Origin of the sequence: Bradyrhizobium australafricanum, assembly GCF_020329495.1 — a bacterium.
Classification (GTDB): Bacteria; Pseudomonadota; Alphaproteobacteria; order Rhizobiales; family Xanthobacteraceae; genus Bradyrhizobium; species Bradyrhizobium australafricanum.
This window is the reverse complement of sequence record NZ_JAGKJL010000010.1, coordinates 125,770-150,843: the sequence shown is the minus strand read 5'-3', so window position 1 is coordinate 150,843 and position 25,074 is coordinate 125,770. Positions and strand designations below refer to the sequence as shown.

At 63.7% G+C, this 25,074-nt stretch carries 17 protein-coding genes and 1 pseudogene; 8 read left to right on the top strand and 10 right to left on the bottom strand.

The genetic code is table 11. From position 1 onward, the window contains the following. Nucleotides 1-727: 727 nt before the first annotated feature. Nucleotides 728-1,813 carry a SphA family protein gene (locus J6525_RS11915; protein ID WP_225644575.1) on the bottom strand — a complete coding sequence of 362 codons (1,086 nt, stop codon included), beginning with the start codon at nt 1,811-1,813 and terminating at the stop codon, nt 728-730. Nucleotides 1,814-1,900: 87 nt separating this feature from the next. Continuing rightward, on the bottom strand, nt 1,901-3,337 hold the full coding sequence (locus tag J6525_RS11910; protein ID WP_225644573.1) for an outer membrane protein: 1,437 nt from the start codon (nt 3,335-3,337) through the stop codon (nt 1,901-1,903). A gap of 536 nt (nt 3,338-3,873) precedes the next feature. Here J6525_RS11910 and J6525_RS11905 point away from each other — a divergent pair. Both J6525_RS11905 and J6525_RS11900 read left to right on the top strand, forming a co-directional pair. Further along, complete coding sequence (locus tag J6525_RS11905) at nt 3,874-4,812, top strand: formylglycine-generating enzyme family protein (RefSeq protein WP_312009780.1); 939 nt, start codon at nt 3,874-3,876, stop codon at nt 4,810-4,812. After that, the gene (locus J6525_RS11900) at nt 4,793-6,466 is read left to right on the top strand and encodes an arylsulfatase (RefSeq protein ID WP_225644570.1); all 1,674 of its coding nucleotides are present in this window, start codon (nt 4,793-4,795) and stop codon (nt 6,464-6,466) included. Before J6525_RS11905 ends, J6525_RS11900 begins: the two co-directional genes overlap by 20 nt. A gap of 186 nt (nt 6,467-6,652) precedes the next feature. Here the strand turns inward: J6525_RS11900 and J6525_RS11895 are convergent, their stop codons facing one another. The 3 genes and pseudogenes from J6525_RS11895 to J6525_RS11885 all read right to left on the bottom strand — a co-directional run. Further along, complete coding sequence (locus J6525_RS11895) at nt 6,653-7,726, bottom strand: ISNCY family transposase (protein WP_511145409.1); 1,074 nt, start codon at nt 7,724-7,726, stop codon at nt 6,653-6,655. Next, nucleotides 7,689-7,958 (bottom strand): helix-turn-helix domain-containing protein, encoded by a 270-nt coding sequence (locus J6525_RS47965; protein ID WP_512699757.1) that lies wholly within the window; start codon nt 7,956-7,958, stop codon nt 7,689-7,691. Before J6525_RS47965 ends, J6525_RS11895 begins: the two co-directional genes overlap by 38 nt. A 179-nt stretch (nt 7,959-8,137) precedes the next feature. Then, nucleotides 8,138-8,254 (bottom strand): annotated as a pseudogene (locus tag J6525_RS11885) (transposase); the annotation flags it as partial. A 494-nt stretch (nt 8,255-8,748) separates the two neighbouring features. Between J6525_RS11885 and J6525_RS11880 the strand changes: the two are divergent. Continuing rightward, complete coding sequence (locus tag J6525_RS11880) at nt 8,749-10,701, top strand: autotransporter outer membrane beta-barrel domain-containing protein (RefSeq protein WP_225644565.1); 1,953 nt, start codon at nt 8,749-8,751, stop codon at nt 10,699-10,701. Between the two features lie 296 nt (nt 10,702-10,997). Here the strand turns inward: J6525_RS11880 and J6525_RS11875 are convergent, their stop codons facing one another. Continuing rightward, nucleotides 10,998-13,538: a sensor domain-containing protein gene (locus tag J6525_RS11875; protein ID WP_225644564.1), complete on the bottom strand. Its 2,541-nt coding sequence runs from the start codon at nt 13,536-13,538 to the stop codon at nt 10,998-11,000. Between the two features lie 167 nt (nt 13,539-13,705). Then, nucleotides 13,706-13,876, bottom strand: coding sequence for a DUF1127 domain-containing protein (locus tag J6525_RS11870; protein ID WP_225644561.1), 171 nt, complete (start codon nt 13,874-13,876; stop codon nt 13,706-13,708). A 246-nt stretch (nt 13,877-14,122) separates the two neighbouring features. Between J6525_RS11870 and J6525_RS11865 the strand changes: the two genes are divergently transcribed. Together J6525_RS11865 and J6525_RS11860 are read left to right on the top strand one after the other, a co-directional pair. Then, a complete protein-coding gene (locus J6525_RS11865; RefSeq protein ID WP_092084889.1) occupies nt 14,123-15,466 on the top strand; it encodes an aminotransferase-like domain-containing protein in 1,344 nt (447 codons plus the stop codon). 132 nt (nt 15,467-15,598) lie between these two features. Beyond that, on the top strand, nt 15,599-15,889 hold the full coding sequence (locus J6525_RS11860; protein ID WP_143029638.1) for a hypothetical protein: 291 nt from the start codon (nt 15,599-15,601) through the stop codon (nt 15,887-15,889). Between the two features lie 116 nt (nt 15,890-16,005). On the opposite strand, the gene J6525_RS11855 is transcribed toward J6525_RS11860, so the two are convergent. Then, a complete protein-coding gene (locus tag J6525_RS11855; protein ID WP_225644560.1) occupies nt 16,006-16,626 on the bottom strand; it encodes a hypothetical protein in 621 nt (206 codons plus the stop codon). 70 nt (nt 16,627-16,696) lie between these two features. On the opposite strand from J6525_RS11855, the gene J6525_RS11850 reads away from it, so the two are divergent. Further along, the gene (locus J6525_RS11850) at nt 16,697-17,131 is read left to right on the top strand and encodes a hypothetical protein (protein WP_212057353.1); all 435 of its coding nucleotides are present in this window, start codon (nt 16,697-16,699) and stop codon (nt 17,129-17,131) included. A gap of 79 nt (nt 17,132-17,210) precedes the next feature. On the opposite strand, the gene J6525_RS11845 is transcribed toward J6525_RS11850, so the two are convergent. Together J6525_RS11845 and J6525_RS11840 are read right to left on the bottom strand one after the other, a co-directional pair. Beyond that, a complete protein-coding gene (locus tag J6525_RS11845; protein ID WP_225644558.1) occupies nt 17,211-19,613 on the bottom strand; it encodes an EAL domain-containing protein in 2,403 nt (800 codons plus the stop codon). A gap of 147 nt (nt 19,614-19,760) precedes the next feature. Further along, nucleotides 19,761-21,149: an MFS transporter gene (locus tag J6525_RS11840; protein WP_225644611.1), complete on the bottom strand. Its 1,389-nt coding sequence runs from the start codon at nt 21,147-21,149 to the stop codon at nt 19,761-19,763. A 613-nt stretch (nt 21,150-21,762) separates the two neighbouring features. On the opposite strand from J6525_RS11840, the gene J6525_RS11835 reads away from it, so the two are divergent. Both J6525_RS11835 and J6525_RS11830 read left to right on the top strand, forming a co-directional pair. Further along, the gene (locus J6525_RS11835) at nt 21,763-22,839 is read left to right on the top strand and encodes a lysylphosphatidylglycerol synthase transmembrane domain-containing protein (protein WP_028337716.1); all 1,077 of its coding nucleotides are present in this window, start codon (nt 21,763-21,765) and stop codon (nt 22,837-22,839) included. Nucleotides 22,840-22,942: 103 nt separating this feature from the next. After that, nucleotides 22,943-24,910 (top strand): SGNH/GDSL hydrolase family protein, encoded by a 1,968-nt coding sequence (locus tag J6525_RS11830; protein ID WP_376708480.1) that lies wholly within the window; start codon nt 22,943-22,945, stop codon nt 24,908-24,910. The last annotated feature ends 164 nt before the right edge of the window (nt 24,911-25,074 follow it).

Here is a 25,074-nt window from a genome sequence, read left to right as displayed (position 1 = left end):
TGCCAAAATATCGAAAACAACCCCATGCAAAGTAGCCGGCGGCTGCCGGCGCTCGGCCAGACGACTTGACACGTCGGGCAACTCAGGGATATTCTTCTAATATTCCGAAATTGCTTTCGCGTCCCCTCGCCCCATACGTCGCAGGCGGGAAAGGGAACGCGCCCTATTTGCGGGCGCAGCCTAATCTCAGCCTGCTTTAATCCAACCAGGGACGTGGACTCATTAGCGCGTAGCCACAGCCGGATTGACGCGAGTTGGATGAACGCGAAGCAGTTGGCAGCGCGTTTGTCCGGTATGATGGCCCAAACGCCACAAGCCTGTTGATACAGCACATGCCTTTAAGGGTGAGGCATGAAAATCAAAATGTGAGCAGCCAACACCGCTGTCCCGACGAAGGCGAGAGCTACGTATCCAGCGATTTCCATCCAGCGTGGGTACATGATCTCATTTTAGGATGAGGCGTGGATTTCTTCCAGTGCCACTACCTACTTCGGTCAGGCGCTGAAACTACGGCTCGGCGGTCAGGCTCGATGAGGCGCTGACCGACGGCGATTGGTCGCGATGCACCCGAAAGCGGACGCATTGTGCTCACGTAGAGTTCTTCACCTTTTGGCCCCAACCCCGACATGTCCGCACGCTCGCGGAGTATCCATTGGCTGATTGCGTCGCTACCGCCGCGCCAGATTGAGCCTTCAGCACGCCGCCGGTGGCAGCGTCACCGCTATTGCTATTTCGTGAATCTGGGCCTTGTGGATGTCGGCGGCGTTGGCGCCGTGGGCTGAAGATTGAACGTCAGCCAGACGTTCCAGCCTGCTGGCCGATTTTCATTGGCGAATTCGCCATAGCCCTTCAGGTTCAGATATCCCTGCATGTCTCCGACCGGAAAAATGTAGCCGACCTGCGGGCCGACGCCGGCCACGCGCGACCGGAAGCAGCCGACGCGATCGCCGGAGCCGCTGTCGCAGCCGAGCTGCTGATAGAGGTAACCGACGAGGCCGACCTGCCACTGCTTGGTCAGGAATTGCGATGCGCCCCAGTCGAGGTGCATGTCGACGCCGCTTTGATATTGGGTGGAGGGGTTGACGAAGTTGTAGGTGAATCCCAGCACCGTCGAAAATTCATGCCCGGTCTTTGGATCGAAATAGGTGTAGCCGCCGCCCGCGTCGACCGCCCAGTGCCCAAGCCCCAAATTCGCCAGGCGGCCCGACTGATAGGCGCCGACCGGAAGGTCGGCGGTGACGTACGTCATGTAATTGTTGACACCGGCATTCCAGCGCAGCGCGAACTGCGGGATCAGGTCGCCGAATGCGATGAGCGAGCTGTCGATGCTGTCAAACCGGGAGAAGGGGAACGTGCCGCCGCCCGGTCCCGTCAATGTCCCAACGAGCGATCCCGCCAGCGACGTGGAGTTGGAGCCGTAGGTCGCCAACAAACTGGCAGAGGCCTGACCGCCCAGCACCGGCGTTGCAAAGGTGTAGGTCCCGGCGACAAGTCCAAGATTCACATTCGCATTGACGCTCGCGTTCACGTTGGCCGTCAGATTCGCGGGAAAGCGACCAAGCGTGATTTCGCGCGACCGCGCCACGTCGCCGCCGGCGGAAACAGAGGTGTGATAATAAACCGTGGTCACCGACCAGCCCGGCGCCTGCTGAGGAACGGCCGCGAGGCTGCCAAAAAATCCGGGTAGCCAAAAGCTGATGCCATTTTCATCGGCGCGAGCCGCATCAATGGGGAGCCCAAGTAAGGCGGCGACTGCCGCCGCGCCCAACCGCAAAACGAAACTAGTCCTCGATATCGATTTCCTGCCCTTCATCGCGGATCTCCCACCCCTCCACGGCCTGTAACGGACCGAGGTTGCACGACCACAAATTTCCCGAATCTCACTCGTTGCAGACGGTTTCTATCTCTCCGGGAATAGTAGAGACAATTGGGCTCGCAATTGCCAGTTTGGCGCGCCGGTTGGACGAACGACGTTGTAATAGCCGGCTATATTTGCACTCACTGGCTGGTCGCCGAGCTTGAAGATTCGACCAAGGCCGCCACCGATCGGTACGGTCCACTGCTGACCCGGCGCCGCCAGCCAGTCCGCGGTGATAACTGGTGAGCTTGTCAGGTACCACCCGTGCGCCATGTTGTAGTTGACAAACGGCTGCGCGAGAAACTCGTTCACGGGCGGCCGCAACGGATTGCCGCCAACTGACCACTGATTGTTAACCAGTACGCCGATCACCCAATGTCCGGGCGTTACGAGGGCAACGGCGGTCGGACCGAACAACACCTTACCGGTTCCGAGAATCGGATCGGTCGCGGACGGCACCGTAAAGACGGGACCGACGCCCCAGATTAGAGAGCCAGGATGGGCGGGGGTGAAAAAGAACTGCTGAGTAATGTCCCCAATTCCATTCGTGTTGTTGTTAAAAAGCGGACTAGGTTGACTGATCACGGGCATGATGGTGCGCGAGATCACGTTCCAGTCCGCGTTGATGCGCAGCGGAATGACCGGCTGAATGTTGAGAACTTCCTGGGTGCGGTTGTACGGCCCGGCGTTGAAATTCGTGTTGCTTTGGAACGGAACGCTGACCATATCGGCGATAGGGTTCTGCGATTTCTTGGCTAGGTCTTCGCCTTCGGAGCGCACGGCAGAATGCACGGTACGTGCCGGCGCGACCGTATCGGGAAGCCCGCTCTCGAACTTATAGTTCGCACCGAACTTGACCATTTGGAGGTCGCGGTTCAGGGGGATCGCCGGGACCGTGGCCGAAGTCCAGTGTCCCAGCCCAATGTAATCGTATTCGAGCTTGATCGTCCAATGCGATTTAAAGCCGCACTCGATGCCCACGCCGCCCAGCCAGCCAGAGCTCGTGTTGGAGCCCTGCCAAGTGACGCCGGGAAAATTCAACGAGGCATTGCTCTGCACCCAGCCACCGCCAAACTTGCCGTAGACAAGCCAACGATCCTCGACGAGGCCGACGCGGCCTGCCACCGTTCCGATCCAATTCGGTCTCACCGAGCCGAGAGTCGGAGTCGGAAGTACGGGATGACCAAAAGTCACCCCATCGAAATCGCCTTCCACACCAAGCAAGAGATGGCCGGCTTGAAAATTGTAGCCGGCCTGAACACCACCGATGAATTCGGTGATGCCGCCATACAAGTTGTTACCTGAAATAGGCAGGCTGCCGCTGGTCCACGCTCCGCCGAGATTTGCACCGAGATAAAATCCCGACCAATTGTAGGGTGGCGGTAAAGCGGGCGGAGCCTTCACCGGCAAGTCTGCGGCACGCGCTGTGAAACTCACGCAGACTGCAAACAGACCAACGCTTGCAAGGAATGATTTCATGGAGCCTCCCCAAAAGGGGAATGATGCTGCCACTGCGAAAAAAATCTGCGTCCCAAACCCGGTCCAAAGCACCGCATCGCCGATCCCCGACTCTCGCGAGCCCGCCATCGCTCCGGGCGGGGTAGAAACTCGAAAACAATAAGCTGACGCCGCCGTTCGTCCATGCGAAATCGGCTTACTTGCGTACAGCCGGAGGTTTATTGAAGGGTTGTGTCCATGACGCCACAACTGGCACTTTTTGCATAGTCGTCAGGGGCTCTCGGCTAGGAAGAGGCGACGTGGCTCGATTGATCTAGATCAATAGAAGAAGGTTGTGCCGCTGCGAACGTGCCACCGCTTCAGATGTTCGATTGTCATGTTGACTGACTAAGGTGTTAAGCCGCGCTCCTCCCCGGCAGAATCGACGCTAGGAAGCTGCCGAGAGATTCTTGGGGGCGACGCTCGAAATTTTGAAACTCGTTCACTGCGAGTAGCCCATGCACGACGTTGGCGTTGCGGCAGGCGTACCTTTGTCGGATGGGGCCAGTGAGAGGGGTATGGTCTGGATTCCGGGCGGCACGTTCCGCATGGGCTCAGACAGGCACTATGCCGAAGAGGCGCCGGTCCATCGCGTCTCGGTGAGCGGCTTCTGGATGGACCGCACGCCGGTCACCAATCGCGATTTCCGCAAGTTCGTCAACGCAACAGGCTACGTGACGTCAGCGGAGACGCGGCCTGACGCAAAGGACTATCCAGGCGCACTGCCGCACATGCTCAAGGCAGGCTCGCTGGTTTTCACGCCACCGAAGCGTCCGGTCGATTTGCGCGACTGGTCGCAATGGTGGAATTTCAAATTTGGCGCCAACTGGCGCCGGCCATATGGCCCCCGCAGTTCGATCAGCGGCCTCGACGATCATCCCGTGGTCCACATTGCCTATCGCGATGCCGAGGCCTACGCGACATGGGCTGGCAAGGACTTGCCGACCGAAGCCGAATGGGAGTTTGCCGCGCGCGGCGGCCTCGACGGAGCCGAGTTCGCCTGGGGCGACGAGCTGATGCCCGGCGGCAGGCCAATGGCGAATACCTGGCAAGGTGTTTTTCCATACCAGAATCTTACCGACGATGGTCACGCGCGCACCTCGCCGGTGATGGCGTTCCCACCGAATGGCTACGGCCTTCATGACATGATCGGCAACGTCTGGGAGTGGACCACCGATTGGTGGTCCACCAGGCATGCGCCCGACGCGGCCAAGGCGTGCTGCGTTCCTCAGGATCCGCGCGGGGGGCGAGAGCAAGACAGCCACGATCCGTCTCTGCCCAGGATCAAGATTCCCCGCAAGGTTCTCAAAGGCGGCTCGCATCTCTGCGCGCCGAACTACTGCCGTCGCTATCGCCCGGCTGCGCGCCATGCGGAAGCGGTGGATACGTCCACGAGCCATGTTGGCTTTCGATGCATCATAAGGAAGGGAGCAAGTGATGAGCGACGACAAGGATAATGCCTCACGCGATATGAGCCGTCGAAATGTTTTGCTCGCGACGACAAGCCTGGCGGCGGCATCCGCATTAGGCGCCGCCGCATCGGTCGAAAAGGCACTGGCCCAGGCGCAGCAGACACCGAGCGGCCAGCGGCCCAATATCGTCGTCATCATGGGGGACGATATCGGCATCTGGAATATCGGTGCTTACCATCGTGGCATGATGGCCGGCCGGACGCCGAACCTCGACAAGGTCGCCGCAGAAGGCATGCTGTTTACCGATTATTACGCCGAGGCGAGTTGCACCGCAGGCCGCGCCAACTTCATCACCGGCGAGTTGCCGATCCGCACCGGCATGACAACGGTCGGCCAGGCCGGCGCCCCCACAGGCTTGCCGGCGGAGGCTGTGACCATTGCCACCGCGCTCAAGGGCATGGGCTATGCCACCGGCCAATTCGGCAAGAACCACCTTGGCGACAAGAACGAATTTCTGCCGACCGTGCACGGCTTCGACGAGTTCTTCGGCTATTTGTATCACCTCGACGCGATGGAAGATCCGGCTCACCCTGCCTATCCGCAGGAGCTGTTGAACAAGGTCGGCCCGCGCAACATGATCCATTCATGGGCGACCAATGTGGACGACGCCACCGTGGATCCCCGCTGGGGCAAGGTCGGCAAGCAGAGGATTGAAGACGCCGGAACGCTCTATCCCAAGCGGATGGAAACGGTGGACGATGAAATCCGAGACTTCGCCTTGTCGTTCATTGAAAGGGCCAAGGCCGATAACAAGCCGTTCTTCTTGTGGCTCAATCCGACCCGCATGCACATCGTCACGCATTTGTCGCCGAAGTACGAGGCGATGCGCAACTCCAAGAACGGCTGGTCGATTCATGAAGCCGGCATGGCGCAGCTCGACGACGATGTCGGCCTCGTCATGAAAAAACTCAAGGACATGGGCGTGGATGACAACACCATTGTCATCTTCACCACGGATAACGGCACCGAGGTCTTCACTTGGCCGGATGGCGGACAGACGCCTTTCGCGCAGAGCAAAGGTACGGTCATGGAAGGCGGCTTCCGCGCGCCGGCGATGATCCGCTGGCCGGGCAAGGTGCCGGCGGGCAAGGTCGAGAACGGCATCATCTCCGGGCTGGACTGGTTTCCGACCCTGCTGGCAGCTGCCGGCAACCCGAACATTGCCGAGGAACTGAAGAAGGGAAAGCAGATCGGGGATCGCAACTACAAGTGCCATCTGGACGGCTATAATCAGATGGACATGATCACCGGCAAGGGGCCGTCGAATCGACACGAAATCTGGTACTTCGGCGAGAGCGAACTGGGGGCCGTGCGCATCGACGACTACAAGTATCGTTTCATCGACCAGCCCGGTGGCTGGCTGGGCGAAAAAGCCAAGGTTGACGTCCCCTACCTGATCAACCTCCGTCTGGATCCGTTCGAGCGAACGGGCTGGCCCGACAGCGGGACCAAATACGGCGCCCAACAGTACTTCGACTGGTTCAAATATGAGTTCTGGCGCTTCGTGTTCGTTCAACAGGAGGTCGAGAAGCTGGCCATGACCGCAATCGAGTTTCCGCCGATGCAGAAGGGCGCGAGCTTCAACCTCGATTCCGTGAAGGCGAAAATCGAGGCCGCCAGGACGGCAATGGCAAAATGAGATTCATGATCGTGTTGGGCGGCGTCCATGCCGCCCAACACCGTCTCCTTCGGCCTTTCGGCCGGCGTTCGACCAGGCGACTGTCCGTAGCGGGTGAAGATGTCGTGTTTTTGTAGCTCGTGATCTGTCGCCTTCGTTGTTGATTATCGGCGTGGCCGGAAGGCGCGGACGGCTCGGCCGATTTGGTCATGCCAAGGATATTGTTGGTGGGGACTTTGTCAGTTTCTTTGTTCGACTTGAAGCCCGTTTCTCCGCCCCGACCCGCACGATCTTGACGGCGGCGCGCGCAGGAGCGGTCAAGGACGCGCGCTTGCGCGCCCGCCAGGGCTTGTCCTTGACGGCTCCGAGCACACTGCCAGGCTGAGGCGCGTCGGGGCTGATCTGCTGTCCGTTGGCGCTAAACATCGCCAACAGATGCGGTCCGAGGAACACGCTGACGGTGCCATCTGGATACTCATGGAGGCGCACCACAGCCTTGACGAAGTGAGGCCTGAGCCGGCTCTGCGGCAGCTGCAGCCGCCGACCGTTCCATGCAACGGTATTATCGTTGGCGACGGTTCGCTCCTCGATCACGCACAGCGCCTCGCGCCAGGCCTCATGCCGGTCGGCCACGAATGCCGAGCCTTCCTGTTCGGGCTTGATCGCAAACGCGGCGTTGTGCCCGGGGATGTAATGCGCCTTCAGCCACGCGTTGGCAGCCTCAACCGTCGTGATCCCGGCAAGCCGCAGCTCCTTCGGCAGCCGATCCTGCAAGGTGCCGAACACCCGCTCGGAGCGCCCGCGCGCCTGCGGCGAATAGGCTGCGATATGCTCGATCCCAAGATGCGACAAAGCCCGTCCCACCTGGGTTTGTTGCGTCTTCGAGACCTTCTCGCAAGCTTTTGGGGTAAGGAAATAATGGCTGCCGCGGTCGGTGTAGAGCGCGCAGAACAGGCCATGCTCGCCAATCACTTCGCGCAAGGCCTGGAAGGTCGAGGCCGTTCCTTCTTCCTCGACCAGGACCATCGAGTAGACCTCGCTGGTCGCATCGTCCATCGTGACGATCAGGTCCCTCGCGGGCAGACCTTCGATCCAAACGTGGCGCGATCCGTCCTGATGCAGCAGCATGCCCCGAAGCGGCCGCCGTGGCCGCTTCTTGCGGTGCGCCGAACGCTTCGGAGCCTTCCGCACCAGCCCCGCCGCGTGCAGCGCCAGCTTCGTCACCGTATAGCCCAGCACATAATCATGCCGCTTTTGCATCTGCTCGTGGAAGTGCTTCACAAGTCCGCGTACTTGTCCCGGTACAGCGCAAGCATTCGTTCCAGTTCCTCCCCCGGCGCCCGCCGTGGCGAACGACGCCCCAGCCGGCGGTCGACAGCCCGTCGTCGCCCTCCGCCTCATAGCGCTCCGCCCAGCGTTGAAACGTCCGAACACTGATCCCAAGAACCTCCGATGCTGCCTCCTGCGTCAGTTCCTTCGCCTCCGTCCGATCCAGCAAATCTGAAAACCGCATCCGTCGTACACCCTCGTGAATGGATGCCGTGCCCATCGCGCCCCCTTTGTTCCGGAGCACCAAAAACACGACACTTCACGAGCTACAAACAGGCGACAGATCACGAGCTACTGACACGTTCGACCAGGCGACTTGACACGTCGGGCAACTCAGGGATATTCTTCTAATATTCAGAAATTGCGCACAAAGATGCCGTTGAGGACGCGGCGGTCATTCGCTCGTCGCACGCCGCGCTGCTTGTTGGGCAGCATCGGCTCGATGGCAGTCCATTCGTCGTCGGAGAGTTCGTGGCGCAGGATTCGGCGCCTTCGGTCCGGCGCTGGAACCAGGCTTGCAGTCAGATCAGTGAGGCGCTGACCGACGGCGATTGGTCGCTATGCACCCGAAAGCGGACGCATTGTGCTCACGTTGAGCTCTTCACCTTTTGACCCATCTGGACATTCAGGGGATGCGCGCCTGCAAGACCCGAGTTGCCGTCGACGCAGCGGCTCAGGTGGGAGAATGCGATGGATTGTGACGCTTTGTCGCAGCTGTCCGCGTGCTTCCTGCAGCATCGCAGAATGTCGCCTCGCAGGGTCGAAGAGAGGGCACAACCGATTGATATTTGTGTAGCGAAGTTAAAGATCGAGATCAGAACCCCACGACGTCCGGGCGCGTCAAAGGCTCGCGGAGTTCCACAACTTCGGTCCTGTGACTTTTCGGTTACAGCCGAGTCACACGTCCTCAGTTATCCGATCCTCATTTATTTTATTTGTGTTTGAGGTTGGGAATGCGGGGCACTAGGTGGGGATTGTCGCTCGCCCTTTCGTTGATGGCGACTGCAGCGAGCGCACAGAATTTTTCGAGATCGTATTTTTTCGGAGATAGCCTGACCGATACCGGTTGGTTCTTGTACAAGCCGCTCGGCGGTGCCGGGTTCGGTCTTGCAGGGCCCGGTGCGGGAACGTGGACGACCAATCCTGATCCAGGATGGGCGCAGATTTTCGCGAGCAAGTTTGGAGGAGCGGCGACGCCTTCCGACACGCCCGGCGTCGGCGGCAACAATTATGCCATCGGTGGTGCACGCGTCGTGGCCCAAGGGGGCAATGTTCTATCGACACAAACGCAGATCGCGACCTACTTGGCGAGTACCGGCGGGATTGCTGATCCGAATGCGATCTACACCTATTGGGCCGGCAGCAACGATCTGAAGACCACAACGGTTGCCAACGGCGCTTCTCCCGGCAATATCGTTAACCCACAAAACGTGCCCCAACTCCTCGCCGTTGCGGCACAGGCGGCAAGCCAGGTGACGCAGCTCTGGAACGCGGGTGCCCGGTACATTGTCGTGCCAAACACACCGGCCTTGAACGCCGCGGCCGCGGCCGCGTCTGCCAGGCCCTACGATCCCGTGCTCGTCCAGTCACGGTCCATCTACGATCAGGCACTCTGGAACAATCTCGCTGCGGCGGGAGTCAGGGTTATTCCTGGCGATATTGCGAGCATCTACAACTACGTCCTGGCCAATCCGGCACCGTTCGGAATCACGGTTACGAGCGCGCTGACGCCTGCTTGCGGTAACGTAAATTCCTATCAGTGTACCCCGGCAAACTATGTCGCTCCGAATGCGAACAAGACACATTTCTGGGCGGACGGCCCTGGGGCTCCCGACGGAGGCGGTCATGCGACCGGAGCCGTGCAGCAGATCGTGGCCGACTATCTATACAGCCTCGTCGTTGCTCCCAGCGAGATATCGTTTCTCGCCGAAGCGCCTTTGAAGACGCGGTTCGCGGTCATCAACTCGATCCAGAACCAAATCCCGCTCTCGTTCGGCCAGGCCGGAACATTCCGCGGTTGGGCGAGCGGAGATTTGTCGTGGCTGAAGATGACGAGCGGCGTCAACGGATTCCCCAACGACCCGGGCACGCCGGCTGCGGTCACGGGCGGCTTCGACTACTCGATCACATCCAATTGGCTGGTCGGCGCAGCGTTCTCCGGCCAGACCACCAAACAGACCTTCAGCCTGGGCGGCGACTACAGGCAGGAAGAGTTTGCAGTCAGCCTTTACACGGCCTATCGCCACGATGCCCTCTGGATCGACGCGATCGGGAGCTGGGGCACATTGCGCGATACGGTCAATCGGCAAATTCCCCTGGGGACGACGACACAGTCGAACCTGGGCAGCACGAGGGGAAGCAACATCTCGTTCGCCGGCGAGATTGGATATGATTTCGGCGCGCCGTCTGCCCCGCCGGCGAAGACCGGAGTTTCCTACAAAGCGCCTGTCGCTCCGGTCCCGTCTTTCTTGCTGACGCACGGCCCGGTGGCCGGCGTCATTCTCCAACAGGTCTATGTTGACGGTTTCACCGAAACCAATCCGAGCGGTGCGCCAACAGCGCTCTCGTTCGGCTCGCAGACGCGCAACTCCGCGGTCACCGAATTTGGCTATCGGGCAAGCGTGAAGCTCGGGATCTGGGAACCCTACGCCAAGCTGACGTGGGATCACGAATTCGCCGATCTGAATCGGTTGGTCACCGCCTCCTTGACGTCAATCGTTGCGCCGTCGTTCTCGATACCCGGCGTGATCCTTGGCCGCGATTGGGCAGCCGCAACGATCGGGACGAGGTTCAGGTTGGCAAACAACATCAGTGGATACGCGGCATTGACCGGTCAATTGGGCCAGAACAACGCGACGACCTATGGCGGACAAATCGGCCTGAACGTCGCCTTTGATCCTACAGGTACTGTTGTCGCCAAGTACTAGGAAGTACCACGTGGCGCCTGCCTGAACCGCATCTCAAGCAGGCTGCCGCGCCTCGACCGACTTCGCACGGCAAGCAGTTGATCTCCGCGCCGGCTGCTGCACCTCTGGCGTCCGGTTCTGGGCCCTTCTCGAACCTCCGGCGAGGTCCGCTTTCTCGCGGCTGTCAGGGTGAGAGCGGACATCAAGGGCCCCTCATCCAACTCCGATTTGTGAGTACACAGCCTACTAGCTCATTGGTCAGCTTCCACCATCGAGGCAACGCCACGGGCAAAAGAAAGCTGCCAAAGAGTGTTCGCCTAGAGGCGATTCCGTTTCGGCTGCATCCGGGGCGCCTCGCGCTCGATGCCGGCGGCGACCAGCGGCGCCTTGTCGGCGGCGATCGGCGGGGAAAACACGAAGCCCTGCACCAAATCGCAATCGAGCCCGCCGAGCACGTCCAGTTCGGCGGACAATTCGGCGCCCTCCGCCACGACCGTCATGCCCAGCCCGTGCGACAGGGCGATGATGCCGCCGAGCAGCTTGCGCTTCTCCGGCGCGGTGGAAATGCCATCCACGAAGGCCCGGTCCACTTTCAGGCAGTCGAAAGGCAGGCGCGTCAGGTAGCCGAGCGAGGAATAGCCCGAGCCAAAATCGTCCAGCGCCAGCCGGGCGCCCAAGCCGGACAGCGCCGTCAGCGTGCGACTGATCCGTTGCTCGGTATGATCCACGAACAGGCTTTCGGTCAGCTCCAGGCAGAGCAGCTCCGCCGGAAAGCCGGTCTCTGCCAGGATGGCCGAGACCGCGGTCTCGAAATCCACGCTCCAGATCTGCGCCGGCGAGACATTGACCGAGATGGAGCGCGGCGGCAGCCCGGCATCCAGCCAGGCGCGGCCCTGCCCGCAGGCCTCGCGCAGCACCCACAGGCCGAGATCGACGATGAGACCGGAGCTTTCGGCGATCGGGATGAACTCCGCCGGCGAGATCGGCCCGCGCTCGGGATGGGTCCAGCGCAGCAGCGCCTCGAAGCCGGTGACGCGGCCGGTCTTCAGATCCACCTGCGGCTGGTAATGGGCCTCGAGGGCGCCGGCCTCCACGGCGTGGCGCAGATGGCGGCCGAGATCGAGCCTTTCATCGACCGCCTGCGCATAGACCGGCTCGAACAGTTGCGCCCGGCCGCGCCCGGCCTCCTTGGCCATGTAGAGCGCGAGGTCCGCGTTGCGCACGGCGGTCTCCGCCGTCGCGCCGTGCTCCGGCAGGCGGGCAATGCCGATGGTGGCGCCGACCGAGGCCTCGCCCTCGGCGAGATCGACGGGGCCGGACAGTTTGCCGACGAGCCGATCGGCAAGCCCGGTCAGCGCGGCGTCGGACGTGTCGCATCCATCCGCCAGCACGGCGAATTCGTCGCCGCCGAGCCGGGCGATGAAGGCGCGCGGCCCCAAGTCCTGCCGCAACGCAGCCGCCACCTTGATCAGCAATTCGTCACCGGCGGCATGGCCGAGGGAATCATTGACCTCCTTGAAGCGATCGAGGTCGATGAGCAGCAGCGCACCGGTCCGGCCTCCTTGGGAGCAGCCTTCGATCAGGGCGGCGAGCTGGCGCGTGAACAGTGCGCGATTGGCAAGACCGGTCAACGGATCGCTGTAGGCGAGCTGCTCGAGCTGGCGCTCGGCTTCCTTGCGCTCGGTGACGTCCTGCACGGTACCGATGATGCCGATGACCTTGTCGTGGGCAACCTCCGCCTTGCAAATCATAGCCAGATCGCGGGGCATGCCGTCCGCGTGCAAGATGCGCAGGTCGGTGGCCTCGGTCCGGCGGGTGCGCAGCACCCGTTTCTGCACGTGCCGGAAGCGGTCGGCGTCGCCGTCCAGGAAATAGGGTCCCATGTTCTCGTCGGTCGGCTCGAACGTGTCGGGCAGGCCGAGAAGCTGGTAGAGTTCGGGCGCCCAGATCGTGCGGCCGCTGTCCAGCCGGAAGCTCCAGGTGCCGATCTTGCCGAGGCGGTGGGCCTCCTCCAGCGCCCGCGTGCGCTGGTCAAGCAGCGCCTTGGCCGCCCTGAGCTGGGTGATGTCGCTGGAGGTGCCGCGGTAGCCGAGAAAGCTGCCGTCATCGGCGAAGATCGGCTTGCCGCTGGTGCAAATGCTGACGCGCGAGCCGTCCTTGCCGATCAGCGTATAGGTGAAGTCGCGAAAAAGGCGATGGGCCTCCATATCGGCCCGGTGCCGCGCCATCGCCTCCCCGTCCTCGGGCGCATAAGTCAGTTCCCAGCGCGCCTTCCTGCCAGCGGCCACCGTCTGGAACGCCGCATTGCCGGCAAGCGATTTGGGATAGGGCAGCAGCCGATGCTCGGCGTCGCTCTCCCAGCACCAGTCCGAGGCGGTCGAGACAAAATCGGCCAGCCGTTGCTCGCTCTCCGCCAGGCGCCGCAGCGCGGAGGTCTCCTCCGTGACGTCGCGGACGATGCCGGACACGCGCCGAACCTGGCCGTCCGCGTCGAATTCCGGCTCGCCGTGCACCACGCAATCGAGCAGGCTGCCATCGGAACTGCGGAGCCTCGTCCGCACCGCATAGGGCCGCCCCTCCGCCCAGCAGGCCGCGTAATGCGCCTCCAGGAGCTTCCGGCTTTCGGGCAAATAGCGCTCGCGCACCGTGGCGATGGGGATGTAGCCGTCGGCGGTGTCGAATTCGAAGAATGCGGCGAGCTCGGGCGATATCCACAGATCGGTCGCGGCGGCACTCTGCGACTCCCAGTAGCCCATGCGGGCCAACCGGATCGCACAGCGCAGCGATCGCTCCTCATGCCAGCGGCGACGCGCTTCCCGGGTCGGGGCCTGCCCTTGCGACAATTTGCGAGCGGCCATCGGTCCCCAACTACAACGCTAGCGTACGCAGCCAATACGCTAGCATAGAGCGTCACAACCTTGGAGCGACGGCGGTGACGAGACGGGGCTCTTCCGCTTCTTTGGTGTAGTTTCGGTGAATTCTGCAACCGGCAGTCGGCGCCCGGCTCGAGCGCCGCACCGGCATCTTAACGGATCCGCACCAGCTCCAGGTCGAAGTCGCCGGTGACGGCGGTCTCGATCTGGCAGCGCGAGAGCCCGATATCGCGCAGCGCCCGGTCATCGAGCTGGCGCAGCGTCTTGATCGCCTCGCGGCGCACCCAGTAGGTCGCGAGTGCGTCGCCCCACAGTCGGAGCAATCGGAGTAATCCGCCCAACGTATTAGGCCGCGCGGGCGCTGCGGCGGCTGAGGATATCGCTGACATTGTCATCTCCTTCGCTGCCCATAGACAAAGCTAGGCCGTTGACGCAAATGCCATTTCAGCGCCTGCGTCGTGGGGACCTCGGATTGCTTGCGCGCTCCTCGGTGCAATCATGGGCTTGTTCCCTCTTAGATGATCCGGTACATTGCTCGGAGCAAGTAAAACATTGCTCTCGGTGCAATAATGTCGAGGTTCGAATATCTGAAGCTGGCGGATGCGGTGGCCGCCGAGATCGCCAGCGGCGCGCTGAAGGCAGGCGACCGGCTGCCGCCGCAGCGTCATTTCGCCTATGACCGCAACATCGCGGTCTCGACGGCGAGCCGGGTCTACACCGAGCTGTTGCGGCGCGGGCTGGTGGTCGGTGAAGTCGGCCGCGGCACTTTCGTGTCCGGCGAGGCACGCCGCGGTATCACGGCCCCGACCGAACCGCGCGGCGCCCGCATCGACCTCGAGTTCAACTACCCGCTGCTGCCGCACCAGGCGACGATGATCGCCAAAAGCCTCGAAGGGCTGGAGCGGCCCGAGGTGCTCGAGGGCGCGCTGCGGCCGGCGACCAGTTTTGGCACGCGGGCGGCACGCACCATCTCCTCGGAATTTCTGGCGCGCAAAAGCTGGACGCCGAATCCCGACCAGATCGTGTTCACCGCAAATGGCCGGCAATGCATCGCCGCCGCGCTCGCCGCCGTCGTGCCGCCCGGCGGACGCTGCGGCGTCGAGGCGCTGACCTACCCGTTCGTCAAGGGCATCGCGGCGCGGCTCGGCATCTCGCTGGTGCCGCTCGCGATGGACGAACACGGCGTGCGACCGGATGCGGTGCAGAAAGCGCATCGCGAGGCGCATCTATCCGCGATCTACGTCCAGCCCACGATCCAGAACCCGCTCAGCATCACCATGCCGCCCGAGCGCCGCGCCGAGCTGTTGCGGGTGGTGGAGAAGCTCGGCCTCGTCGTCATCGAGGACGGCGTCTACGGATTCCTCGATGATGAGGCGCCGCTCGCCGCGCTTGCGCCCGACAGCTGCATCGTGCTCGACAGCCTGTCGAAGAAGGTCGCGCCGGGCCTCGCGCTCGGCTTCATCGTGTCGCCGCCGCGGCTGCGCGAGAGCATCATGGCCGCGGTGCGCTCGGGTGGCTGGACCGCGTCGGGCTACGCCTTCGCCGCGGGGCAGCGGCTGATGGCCGACGGCACCGCCGCCGAATTGTCACGGCTGAAACGGATCGATGCCGGCCGCCGCCAGCTTCTGGCGGCCAAGCATCTGGCCGATTTCGAAATCCAGACCAATCCGAAGTCCTATCATCTCTGGCTGACCTTGCCGCCGCATTGGCGCTCGCAGACCCTGGTCGCCGCCGCGGCGCGCCGCGACATCGCGCTGACGCCGTCGACGACCTTTGCCGCCACGCCGGGGCACGCGCCCAATGCGGTGCGGCTCGCATTGGCCGCACCGCCGATGGAGCAGCTCGACCTCGGCCTGCGGACATTGGCGGGAATGCTGAGCGCGACCGAAGAGGATTTTGACTCGACCGAGTGACATCGCACGTTCACTCCGAAGCGGCGCCGCAGTCCAGAATTGGATACGAGTGGCACTCGCAGCGGCCCATTTCCAGTGAGCGCCGGAGCATCAAAAGCCACAGGCCGCATACGTCTTTCTCACGAGGCGAAAATGCGCGCCCTCGGCTACGAAGTCCACGTCCAGGCACTGATTGCCTTTGCGATATTCACCGATCACGCCGCACTGCAGATATTCGAGGTTTATCCGCCAGCGCTTTTCTTGCGGCGAGTAGGTCGCGAAGTCGTGCTGCGCGACCGGCGTTCCCTTGCAGATTCCGGCAACGTATTGCCGCACATCGGGCGGCAAGTCGTCTATGTGATTGGGATCAAGCGGATCATGCTTGTTGCCTACGCTGCCGCCCTTGCAAAGGGCCGGCGAGATGCTCAAGAGCACGAGGCATAGAGCCATACATGGGGTCCGGATTGTCATCTGACGCTCCAGCGGGAAGCAAATCAATCACAAAGCTTACAGCGCGTTGCTTACAGCCCGCTTACAGTCCGGCCGCGCGAACCGCTACCTCACCGATTGCGAACCGCCTTCGGCAGCAGCGCATCGGGCAATTGATCGAAGCTGTAGCGCCGCGGCCGATTGCGCGTGACGAAGCCGCCGACCTGCCAGGTGAACAGCGCCGCAAAGCCGACCAGGAACAGCGCGCCCATCCAGTTCGATGCCAGCAGCGCCGTGAGCAGCAAGCCGATCATTGCCACCGCAAGGCAGGCCAGCAGCGCCAGCGCGGCGGTGTACGTCTTCGGTCCGAGGCCTGCGACCAGCCTGGCGTTGCTGCCCGCCGCCTGCATCCGGCGATGCAGCTCGACGATGAAGTCGCGGTAGAGATGGCCCTGCGGCGCCACCAGCGTCGCGGTCTGCCAGGTGGTCGAGAGGATCGCGATCCGCCCGCCCCTGGCGTTGTCGATGTCGGCGCGAAACCGCTGCTGCTGCATCGAGACCGGGCGATAGGACAGTTTCACCGCGGAGATGTCGGCATAGTCCCACACGCCCGACCTGCCGGCGATCCGCCACGACAGCCCGTCCTCGGTCAGCTCGAACTGGTGCGCCGAGCCGATCAATGAGGCCTTGTAGGCGTAGCGCACTGCCGTGCCCTCGCCTGCCTCCGACCGGTCCTGCAACGTTGTTGGCAATCCGCCGTTCCACCTGTTCAAACGCACACGCAGCTTGCGCAGCCTGTCGCGCCTATCCTACAAGCGAGCCATGCCCGAGACGACCTATTTTCCGCGCTACCTCATCCTCGGCGGCGCGATGATATCCGGCGTGCTGCTGGCGCTTGCCGTGCACATGCTCGGCGCGCGCTACGGGCTCGATCTCGGCGGCCTGTGGCGCTCCGATAGCCACGAGTTCATGCCGGCGGGCGCCGCGATTGCGTGGTGGCTGATCGCGACCGTCGGATTTTCGGGCGGCTACTTTACCGCCAATCTGATGCACAGCGCTGTGGCCGGCCAGATCCCGCAACGGATGCGTAACTTCCTGATCGTCGTCGGCGTGCTGATGCTGGCCGGCGCCGGCCAGGCCGCGTCGGCGCCGAGCACGGTCTCGACCATATCCGCCGTGCTCGCCGGCCTTGCCGCCCTGTGCCTCGGCGCAGTGATGGCGTTCTGCGGCGCCTATTTTGCCCTGCGCAAGAACTAGAGCGTTTTCGAGCGAAGTCGACGCGGTTCGCGTGAAGAAAACGCGTCCAAACCAGAATCCAGCTCTCCGGCCTGCCAACTCAGGCGACCGACCGTTCCGGCACCCTGCGCAACATCTTGGCGACGTCGGCCGCCGGTCGCGGCGGGCTGAACAGATAGCCCTGCGCCTGCGTGCAGCCCTCCCGACGCAGCAGGTCGAACTGGGTATCGGTCTCGACCCCTTCGGCTGTCGTGACGATGCCGAGGCTCTTGCCGAGGCCGGTGACCGCGCGCACGATCGCCATCGAGTCCTCGCGTGTCGCAAGGTCGGTGACGAAGGACCGGTCGATCTTGATCTTGTCGAACGGGAAGCTGCGCAGATAGCTCAGCGAGGAATAGCCGGTGCCGAAATCGTCCAGCGAGATGCGGACGCCGAAGCCGCGCAGCTCATGCAGCACCGCGAGCGTCGCCTCGCTGTTCTGCAGCAGCACCGATTCGGTGATCTCGAGCTCAAGCCGGTCCGCCGACAGGCCCGATGCTTCCAGCGCCGCCTTCACCGACGACACCAAGCTCGGGTTCTTGAACTGCACCGGCGAGAGATTGACGGCAACCGCGACGGCCTCGGGCCAGCCCGCGGCATCCGCGCAGGCCTTGCGCAACACGATCTCGCCAAGCGGAACGATCAGCCCGGTCTCCTCGGCGACAGGAATGAAATTGTTCGGCGCGATCAGGCCACGCAGCGAATGGTTCCAGCGCGCCAGCGCCTCGAAGGCGACGATCCGATCGCCCGCGACATCACGGATCGGCTGATAGTAGACCTCGAACTCGTCATGCTCGAGCGCGAACCGCAGGTCACGCTCCAGCAGGCGGCGCGCCTGCGCACGCGCATCCATCCCGGTCTCGAAGAAGCGATAGGTGCCGCGGCCGTCGGCCTTGGCGCGGTACAGCGCGAGATCGGCCTTTTGCAGCAATTCGTCGGGATCCTTGCCGTCCTCGGGCGCGAGCGAGATGCCGATGCTGACGCCGATCACGAGCTGATGGCCGCCGATCTCGTAGGGCGCGGCGATCCGCTCGACCACGAGACTTGCCAGCGACGACACGACGGACGGCTCGCAATTGCTGCAGAACTGCACGATGGCGAATTCGTCGCCGCCAAGCCGCGCCACGGTGTCGTGCTCGGTGACGCATTCGCCGAGCCGGCGCGCCACTTCGCGGAGCAGCGCGTCGCCGATCGGATGTCCGAGCGTGTCGTTGATTTCCTTGAAATGATCGAGATCGAGACAGAGCACGGCCAGTTGGTCGGCGCGCTTGGCCAGTCGCGAGGCCTTCTCGAGCTGCTCGCGGAACAGCGTCCGGTTCGGCAAATTGGTCAGCGCGTCATGCCGCGCCATGTGTGAAATCTGTTCCTGGGCCTGCTGCCATTCGGTGATGTCCTCGAAGGTCGCAACCCAGCCGCCGCCCTTCATCGGCTGGTCGACGACACGGATCGCGCGCTCGTTGCGGCTGACGATCCGCGTCGCGCTGTGGCCGGCCTTTGCCTCGGCGACGAGAGCATTGCAGAACTCCTCGGGATCGCCGTCCCACTCGCCGATGGAATGGAGGTCCTGCAGGACGTCGATCAGCAGGCGTCCCTGCAGCGGTATGCGACTGCGCCCCATCATCTCGCTGTAGCGCTCGTTGAAGAGCATGATGCGGCCGTCGGCATCGAACATGCACAGCCCCTGCGACATGTTCTCGAGCGCGGTATCCAGCACCACCTTCTGCTTGTGAAGTTCGGTCTTGGCGCGACGGTCGAGGATCGAGGCGATCAGCGAGAGGCCGAGGATCGCGAAGGCCGCAACGGCGGTCATGAACGAGAGCACGCGCGGCGAGACCGTAAGTCCGCCGGAAACGATCGTCGGATCCGGGACGAGCGTCACCGCGCCCATCGCGGTGAAATGATGCGAGACGATCGCGACGGTCAGAAGACCGGTCGCGGCGGCAGTGGTGCCGAAACGTTCGCCACGGGTGGCGACGACGAGCGCGAGCGCGCCGAACAGGCTTCCGAACGCGATCGACGAGGCGACGATGCTGGGCGACCAGAGGATGCGCGCGGGCAGCTCCAGCCCGAGCATGCCGGTGTAATGCATGGCCGCGACACCGGCGCCGACGATCGCGCCGCCGGCCGCAACCGTCCGCCAGCGTCCATCGAGCGTGGCGACGGCCAATCCGACCGCCAGGATCGCAACCGCGAGCACCAGCGACAGCAGCGTGATGGGAATGTTGTAGCCGGCCTCGATGCCGGGATCGTACGCCAGCATGGCGACGAAATGGGTGGCCCAGATACCGCAACCGCCGACCGCCGCATCGAGGCCGATCCAGATCTCGCGGGCCCGCCCGTGGGCGGCGCGGGCACGGTGAAACAGGCTGATCGCGACGGCGCTGGCGAGCAGGCAGATCACCCCGCCGAGGACGACCAACCGCCAGTCATGTTCCAAAGTGAGACAGGTCAGAACGCGATACATATAGGCCCCCTTTATGGACCTATAAGAACAGCCGCATTCGTGTAGGAACGGTAACCGCACCGCAGCAGGGTTCCACGCATGGTGAAGAAGCCTTGAATGCAGGCGATCGGGTCAGGGCAACACGGAGATGCCTCGCTGCGGTTCGTCTCAGCGCCGAGACTCTGACCATGCGCCGATCCAGATCAGCGCAGCGGCCGCAAGCAACACGCCGGCGGAGATGACGAGGGCCGCATGCAGGCCGGCGATGAAGGCCGCGGACCGGCTGACCATCGAGCCGAACAGCGCGACGCCGAGCACGCTGCCGGTCTGCCGGGTCGCGTTCAACACCCCGGCCGCGATGCCGGCATGCTGCGGCTCGGCGCTGCCGAGCAGCGCCGATGTCAGCGGCGGCACCAGCAGGCCGAGGCCGCCGCTCATGGCCAGCAATTGCAGGCAGATCGCGAGGTAATTCGTGCCGGTGCCGATGAACAGCATCGCAAGACATCCGGCGGCCGAGAGCGTGGCGCCGAGCGCGATTGTCGCCGGCGCGCCGATCCGCTCCGCGACATGCGGCGCGATCAGGTTGGCGGGCAGCACGGCGCCGAGCATCGGCACGAACGCCAGGCCGGTGGCGAACGCCGACAGGCCGTTGACCTGCTGGAAGTAGAGGCTGAGCACGAAGATCAGGCCGTAGAACGCGACATTGACCAGGAGGCCGACCAGCGAGGTCAGGGCAAACATCCGGTGGCGGAACAGCGAGAGCGGCAGCATCGGCTGCGGCGCGCGCGCCTCACGCCAGACGAACAGCACGGAGAAGACGGCCGCGAGAACGAAGCCCGCGATCACGAACGGGCTGCCCCAGCCGAGCGCGCCGCCTTCGATCAGCGCGCCGGCCAAGGTGCCGAGCGCGGCGATCGCCGCGACCTGACCCGGCAGATCGAGCCGGTGTTGCTGATGACGCGTGGTTTCGCTGGCAAAGCGCCAGGCGAGCCACAGGCCGGTCAGGCCGATCGGCAGGTTGACCAGAAAGATCGCGCGCCAGCCGACCAGCGCGATCAGTCCGCCGCCGACGAACGGGCCGGCGGTCAGCGCAAGGCTCGCGCCCGCGGCCCAGACACCGACCGCGCGTCCCCGCGCCTTCTCGTCTTCATAGGCATGGCGGAGCAGCGCCAGCGAGTTCGGCACCAGGATGGCCGCGGCCAGCCCCTGAACGCAGCGGGCGACGATCAGCGTCGCCGCATCAGGCGCGACCGCGCAGCCAACCGATGCCGCGGTGAAGATTGCAAACCCGGCCATGAAGATGCGCTTGGCGCCGATCCGGTCACCGAGCGCGCCCGCGGTCAGGATGAAAGCCGCAAAGGCAATCGTGTAGGCGCTGACCACCCATTGCAGTTCGGCAACGCCGCCGCCGAGCGAGGCACCGATCGCATTGAGCGCCGTGTTGACGATGGTGACGTCGAGCTGCACGACGCCATAGCCGAGACTCATCGCGGCGAGCGTCAACGTCGCCGCGAGCCCGCTCGTTTGCTGATGCGACGTTGCACGGCGGTCCGGCATGTGCCGGACGTTCAGGGATGTCTGTTGCATGGTTTCGTCCTTGCTCTCGGCAACCAATGCGAGACATAGGCCTTCGTTTCGCCGCAACACTTCGCCACGGATCGAAGTGTGAAATCGCGTGCCTGGCCGATCCGTCCGACGGCGGCCCGCTTGCGCGGCGTTTTGCCTCAATAGACCTACGGACCCTCGCGCGCCTCACCGGCCCGAGCGCCGGGCGGATCATGCGCATGCGCGCTCGACTTCACACTTTGGTAAACGTCACAGCCGGCTCAGCCGTCCCCATGCTGATGCATATCGTCCATTCGCCTCGCGCCAGCCGACCCGCATCGTCGCCGGGACGGCCGCAAAATCGGCAAAAAAGCCGACGAAACTGCCTGGAACGGCGGAACATGCAGTGGCCCCGTCGCGGTCCTGCGACTCACATTCCGCAGAGCGAGAACATATGTAGCCAATATGACAATGACGCTGGACGAGGGCCGAAGCTTGGCTTGTCAAGGGCTGCACAACGCATCGGTTTTGCCTTATGGGTCATCGCGTACGGTGCGTTTGCCCGTCACCCGTCGCCGTCCGTGACCGGGTCCCACTGAAATTTGCCGCCCCGCCGGGAGGATGAATGCTTCGGCTGCTGACCACGCTCGGGCGTGGTTTCAAGGAAAAGATCGGCTGGAAACGGCTCGGGATCGCCGCGAGTGTGTTGATCATCGCGTTCGCGATCACGTCGCTTGTTCACACCCTGAAGGGCGTCGATACCGGCATCATTCTCACCGCGCTCACCAACATCGCGCCGCACCGGATCGCGCTGGCGGCGCTCTGCGTGGTCGGGGCGTTCTGCACGCTGACCTTCTACGACTTCTTCGCGCTGCGCACGATCGGCAAGATCCATGTCCCCTACCGCATCGCAGCGCTGTCGAGCTTCACGAGCTACACGATCGGCCACAATATCGGCGCCACGGTTTTCACCGGCGGCGCGATCCGCTTCCGGATCTATTCCGATTATGGCCTCTCCGCGATCGACGTCGCCAAGATCTGCTTTCTGTCGGGCCTGACCTTCTGGCTCGGCAATTTGTTCGTGCTCGGGTTCGGCATGGCCTGGCACCCGGCGGCGGCGTCGGCGATGGACCTGCTGCCGCCGGCGATGAACCGGCTGATCGCGCTCGGCTGCCTTGCCGGCATCGGCGCCTATTTCGTCTGGCTCCTGACCGGCGAGAAGCGCCGCGAGCTCGGCCAGAACGGCTGGAAGGTGGTGCTGCCCTCGGCCAAGCTGACGCTGTTGCAGATCCTGATCGGCGTGGTCGATCTCGGCTTCTGCGCGCTCGCAATGTACCTGCTGATGCCGACCGAGCCGCATATCGACTTCGTCTCGCTGGCGGTCGTGTTCATCCTGGCGACGCTGCTCGGCTTCGCCAGCCACGCCCCCGGCTCGATCGGCGTGTTCGACGCCGCGATGCTGGTGGCGCTGCCGGAGTTCAGCAAGGAACAATTGCTGGCGACGCTGGTCGTGTTCCGCATCCTCTACTTCCTGATCCCGTTCGGGATTTCGATCTCGATCATGGGCATGCGCGAGCTCTGGCTCAACGTGGTGCAGCCCTGGCAAGAGCGGAAACGACTAAGCCAAGCCTGCACGGCTTCGGCGACCGTGCGGCAACCGATCGAAAGCCGGCAGCAGCGGGTCAGGCAGCTGAAACGGTAACGGACAACGTGATCGGCCCTTGTGCGGGCCCTTCGACCCCGGATTTTCGATCCTCGCGGCCGCTTCTCTTATTTTCGCCGTACCGCTCGCGTCAAACCGCGCCATGATTGGCTTTTTGGTTCGATTTTCGTTTCGGGTGACGGTCTGCAGCGTGCTGCTCGGCAGCGCGCTGGCCGCGGTCTTCGCATCGGCCGCGGAGGCGCAGGACAACCAGCTGCAGATTTCCTGGGAGGTCCGCAACCGCTTCCGCCTGTTCCGAGAGGAACGCGACTTCCGCCTGCATGTCGAAAGCGGGCTTGGCCGCAGCGTGCTGGCCTCGGAACAGACGCTGGAACTGCAAAGCGACGGCCGCGGCTGGGCGCGCAACACCGTGAACCGGCTCTGCATCGACCTGCAGGGCCGCGTCAGCGAGCCCTGCACGCGCGACAACGTCAAGGAAAGCTATCTGACGCCGATCGATCATCCGATCGTCGTGCGGCTCACCGGGCCGGTTCCGGTCGGCGCGACCTGCGCCTGGTCGTTCGACGACGGCGACGGGCCGCAATCCTCGACATTCGATTGCGCCGAGCCGATCAACCTGCGCGTCCGCTACGGCCGCACCACGGTCGCGACCGTCGACGTCGCAAGCGGCTCGGACGCCAACCAGCGCGTAACGACGCAGATCGAGGTGCGCGACTTGCTGATCGCGGGCCTCGGCGACAGCATCGCATCCGGCGAGGGCAATCCCGACCGCGCGATTGCGCTCTCCGACGAGGGGTTCTGCTTCCGCTCCTATCTCGGCGGAGCGCAATATTACCGGCCGAGCCGCGCCGGCTACAAAGGCGGCCGCGCCTGCGAAGCACCGGATACCCTGACCAACTGGCAGCGCCAGAGCGCGCTGTGGCTCAACTCGGCGTGTCACCGGTCGCTGTACAGCTACCAGACCCGCACGGCGCTCGCGCTCGCCGTGCAATATCCGCACATCGCGGTGACCTATCTGCCGCTGGCCTGCACCGGGGCCACCATCGCCGACGGCCTGCTCGGCTCGCAGCAGGCGCGGGAATGCCTGCCGACGAAGACAGCCAACACCTGCTCGGGCACCGTCAACGGCCAGATCGCGGAGCTGCGCACGGCACTCGCCGCCGCCAAGCGCCGTCAGCCCGACCGCACCCTCGACCTCGTGCTGCTGTCGATCGGCGCCAACGACATCTACTTCTCCGGCCTCGTCGCCAACGTGATCGTCGACACGCCGACCGAGCGCACGCTGTTCAGCCGCGGCGGCTCGATGGCCAGCGTCGACGATGCCCGTTCGGCGCTGGCGCGCGACCTGCCGGCTGATTTTGCCAAGCTGCGCGACGCGCTGAAGCCGCTGGTCGGCGGCGATCTCTCGCACGTGATCTACACGGCCTATGCCAATCCGGCGCTCGCCAATGGCGGCGCGCCCTGCCCCGGCGGCCGCGCCGGCTTCGAGATCCATCCCTCGTTCAATGCGGATCCCAACCGCCTCGCGTCGGTCTCGAGCTTCGTGCAGAACGAGTTCCTGCCGCAGCTCAAGGCGATCGCGCAGTGCCAGTCCGGCATCATCTGCCGCAATCCGCAGGCCGACCGCATGACCTTCGTCGATGCGCATCAGGACGCGTTTGCGAGCCATGGCTTCTGCGCGCGTGCGTCGACCGATCCGGAATTCGACCGCGACTGCTTCGCCGCCAATGGCGACAGCTTCGTGTCGGACATCGTCGCCGCCGCCAACCAGCCGCTCAAATGCGGCCGCAGCGCCGGCGAATACCGCGCCTATCTGCCGCGCGCGCGCTGGATCCGCGACGCCAATGACAGCTACTTCACGGCGATGACCTACCCGCAGGGCCTGCCGTCCTCGATGCAGCCAAGCGACATCCACGACGCGACATGGGGCATCCTGTCGGCGGTGTATGGCGGCGCGGTGCATCCGAGCGCCGAAGGCCATGCGGCGATGGCCGATGCCGCGGTCCCCGCGGCCGCCACAGTGCTGCAGCTGAACACCGCTGTGCCCGAAGTGATTACCGAGCCGGTCGCGCCACTGCCGATGCCGATTGCACCGACGGGACAGCGCTGAACGCTCACGCTGCCACGCAAGAGCGGAGCATGAGCGCGCGCAGATCGGACGTTAGCCAGAGAGAAGTGCTAAAGCATGATCCGGAAAAGTGCGAAGCGGTTTTCCGAAAAGATCATGCTCAAACAAAGAACTAAAGCGCGATGACGATTCAACCTAATCTCATC

Excerpts from the sequence above, each read along its gene's own strand:
- J6525_RS11915 (WP_225644575.1), bottom strand. The coding sequence starts at position 1,813 with ATGAAGGGCAGGAAATCGATATCGAGGACTAGTTTCGTTTTGCGGTTG.
- J6525_RS11910 (WP_225644573.1), bottom strand. The coding sequence starts at position 3,337 with ATGAAATCATTCCTTGCAAGCGTTGGTCTGTTTGCAGTCTGCGTGAGT.
- J6525_RS11905 (WP_312009780.1), top strand. The coding sequence starts at position 3,874 with ATGGTCTGGATTCCGGGCGGCACGTTCCGCATGGGCTCAGACAGGCAC.
- J6525_RS11900 (WP_225644570.1), top strand. The coding sequence starts at position 4,793 with ATGAGCGACGACAAGGATAATGCCTCACGCGATATGAGCCGTCGAAAT.
- J6525_RS47965 (WP_512699757.1), bottom strand. The coding sequence starts at position 7,958 with ATGCGGTTTTCAGATTTGCTGGATCGGACGGAGGCGAAGGAACTGACG.
- J6525_RS11875 (WP_225644564.1), bottom strand. The coding sequence starts at position 13,538 with ATGGCCGCTCGCAAATTGTCGCAAGGGCAGGCCCCGACCCGGGAAGCG.
- J6525_RS11865 (WP_092084889.1), top strand. The coding sequence starts at position 14,123 with ATGTCGAGGTTCGAATATCTGAAGCTGGCGGATGCGGTGGCCGCCGAG.
- J6525_RS11860 (WP_143029638.1), top strand. The coding sequence starts at position 15,599 with ATGCGCGCCCTCGGCTACGAAGTCCACGTCCAGGCACTGATTGCCTTT.
- J6525_RS11850 (WP_212057353.1), top strand. The coding sequence starts at position 16,697 with ATGCCCGAGACGACCTATTTTCCGCGCTACCTCATCCTCGGCGGCGCG.
- J6525_RS11845 (WP_225644558.1), bottom strand. The coding sequence starts at position 19,613 with ATGTATCGCGTTCTGACCTGTCTCACTTTGGAACATGACTGGCGGTTG.
- J6525_RS11840 (WP_225644611.1), bottom strand. The coding sequence starts at position 21,149 with ATGCCGGACCGCCGTGCAACGTCGCATCAGCAAACGAGCGGGCTCGCG.
- J6525_RS11835 (WP_028337716.1), top strand. The coding sequence starts at position 21,763 with ATGCTTCGGCTGCTGACCACGCTCGGGCGTGGTTTCAAGGAAAAGATC.
- J6525_RS11830 (WP_376708480.1), top strand. The coding sequence starts at position 22,943 with ATGATTGGCTTTTTGGTTCGATTTTCGTTTCGGGTGACGGTCTGCAGC.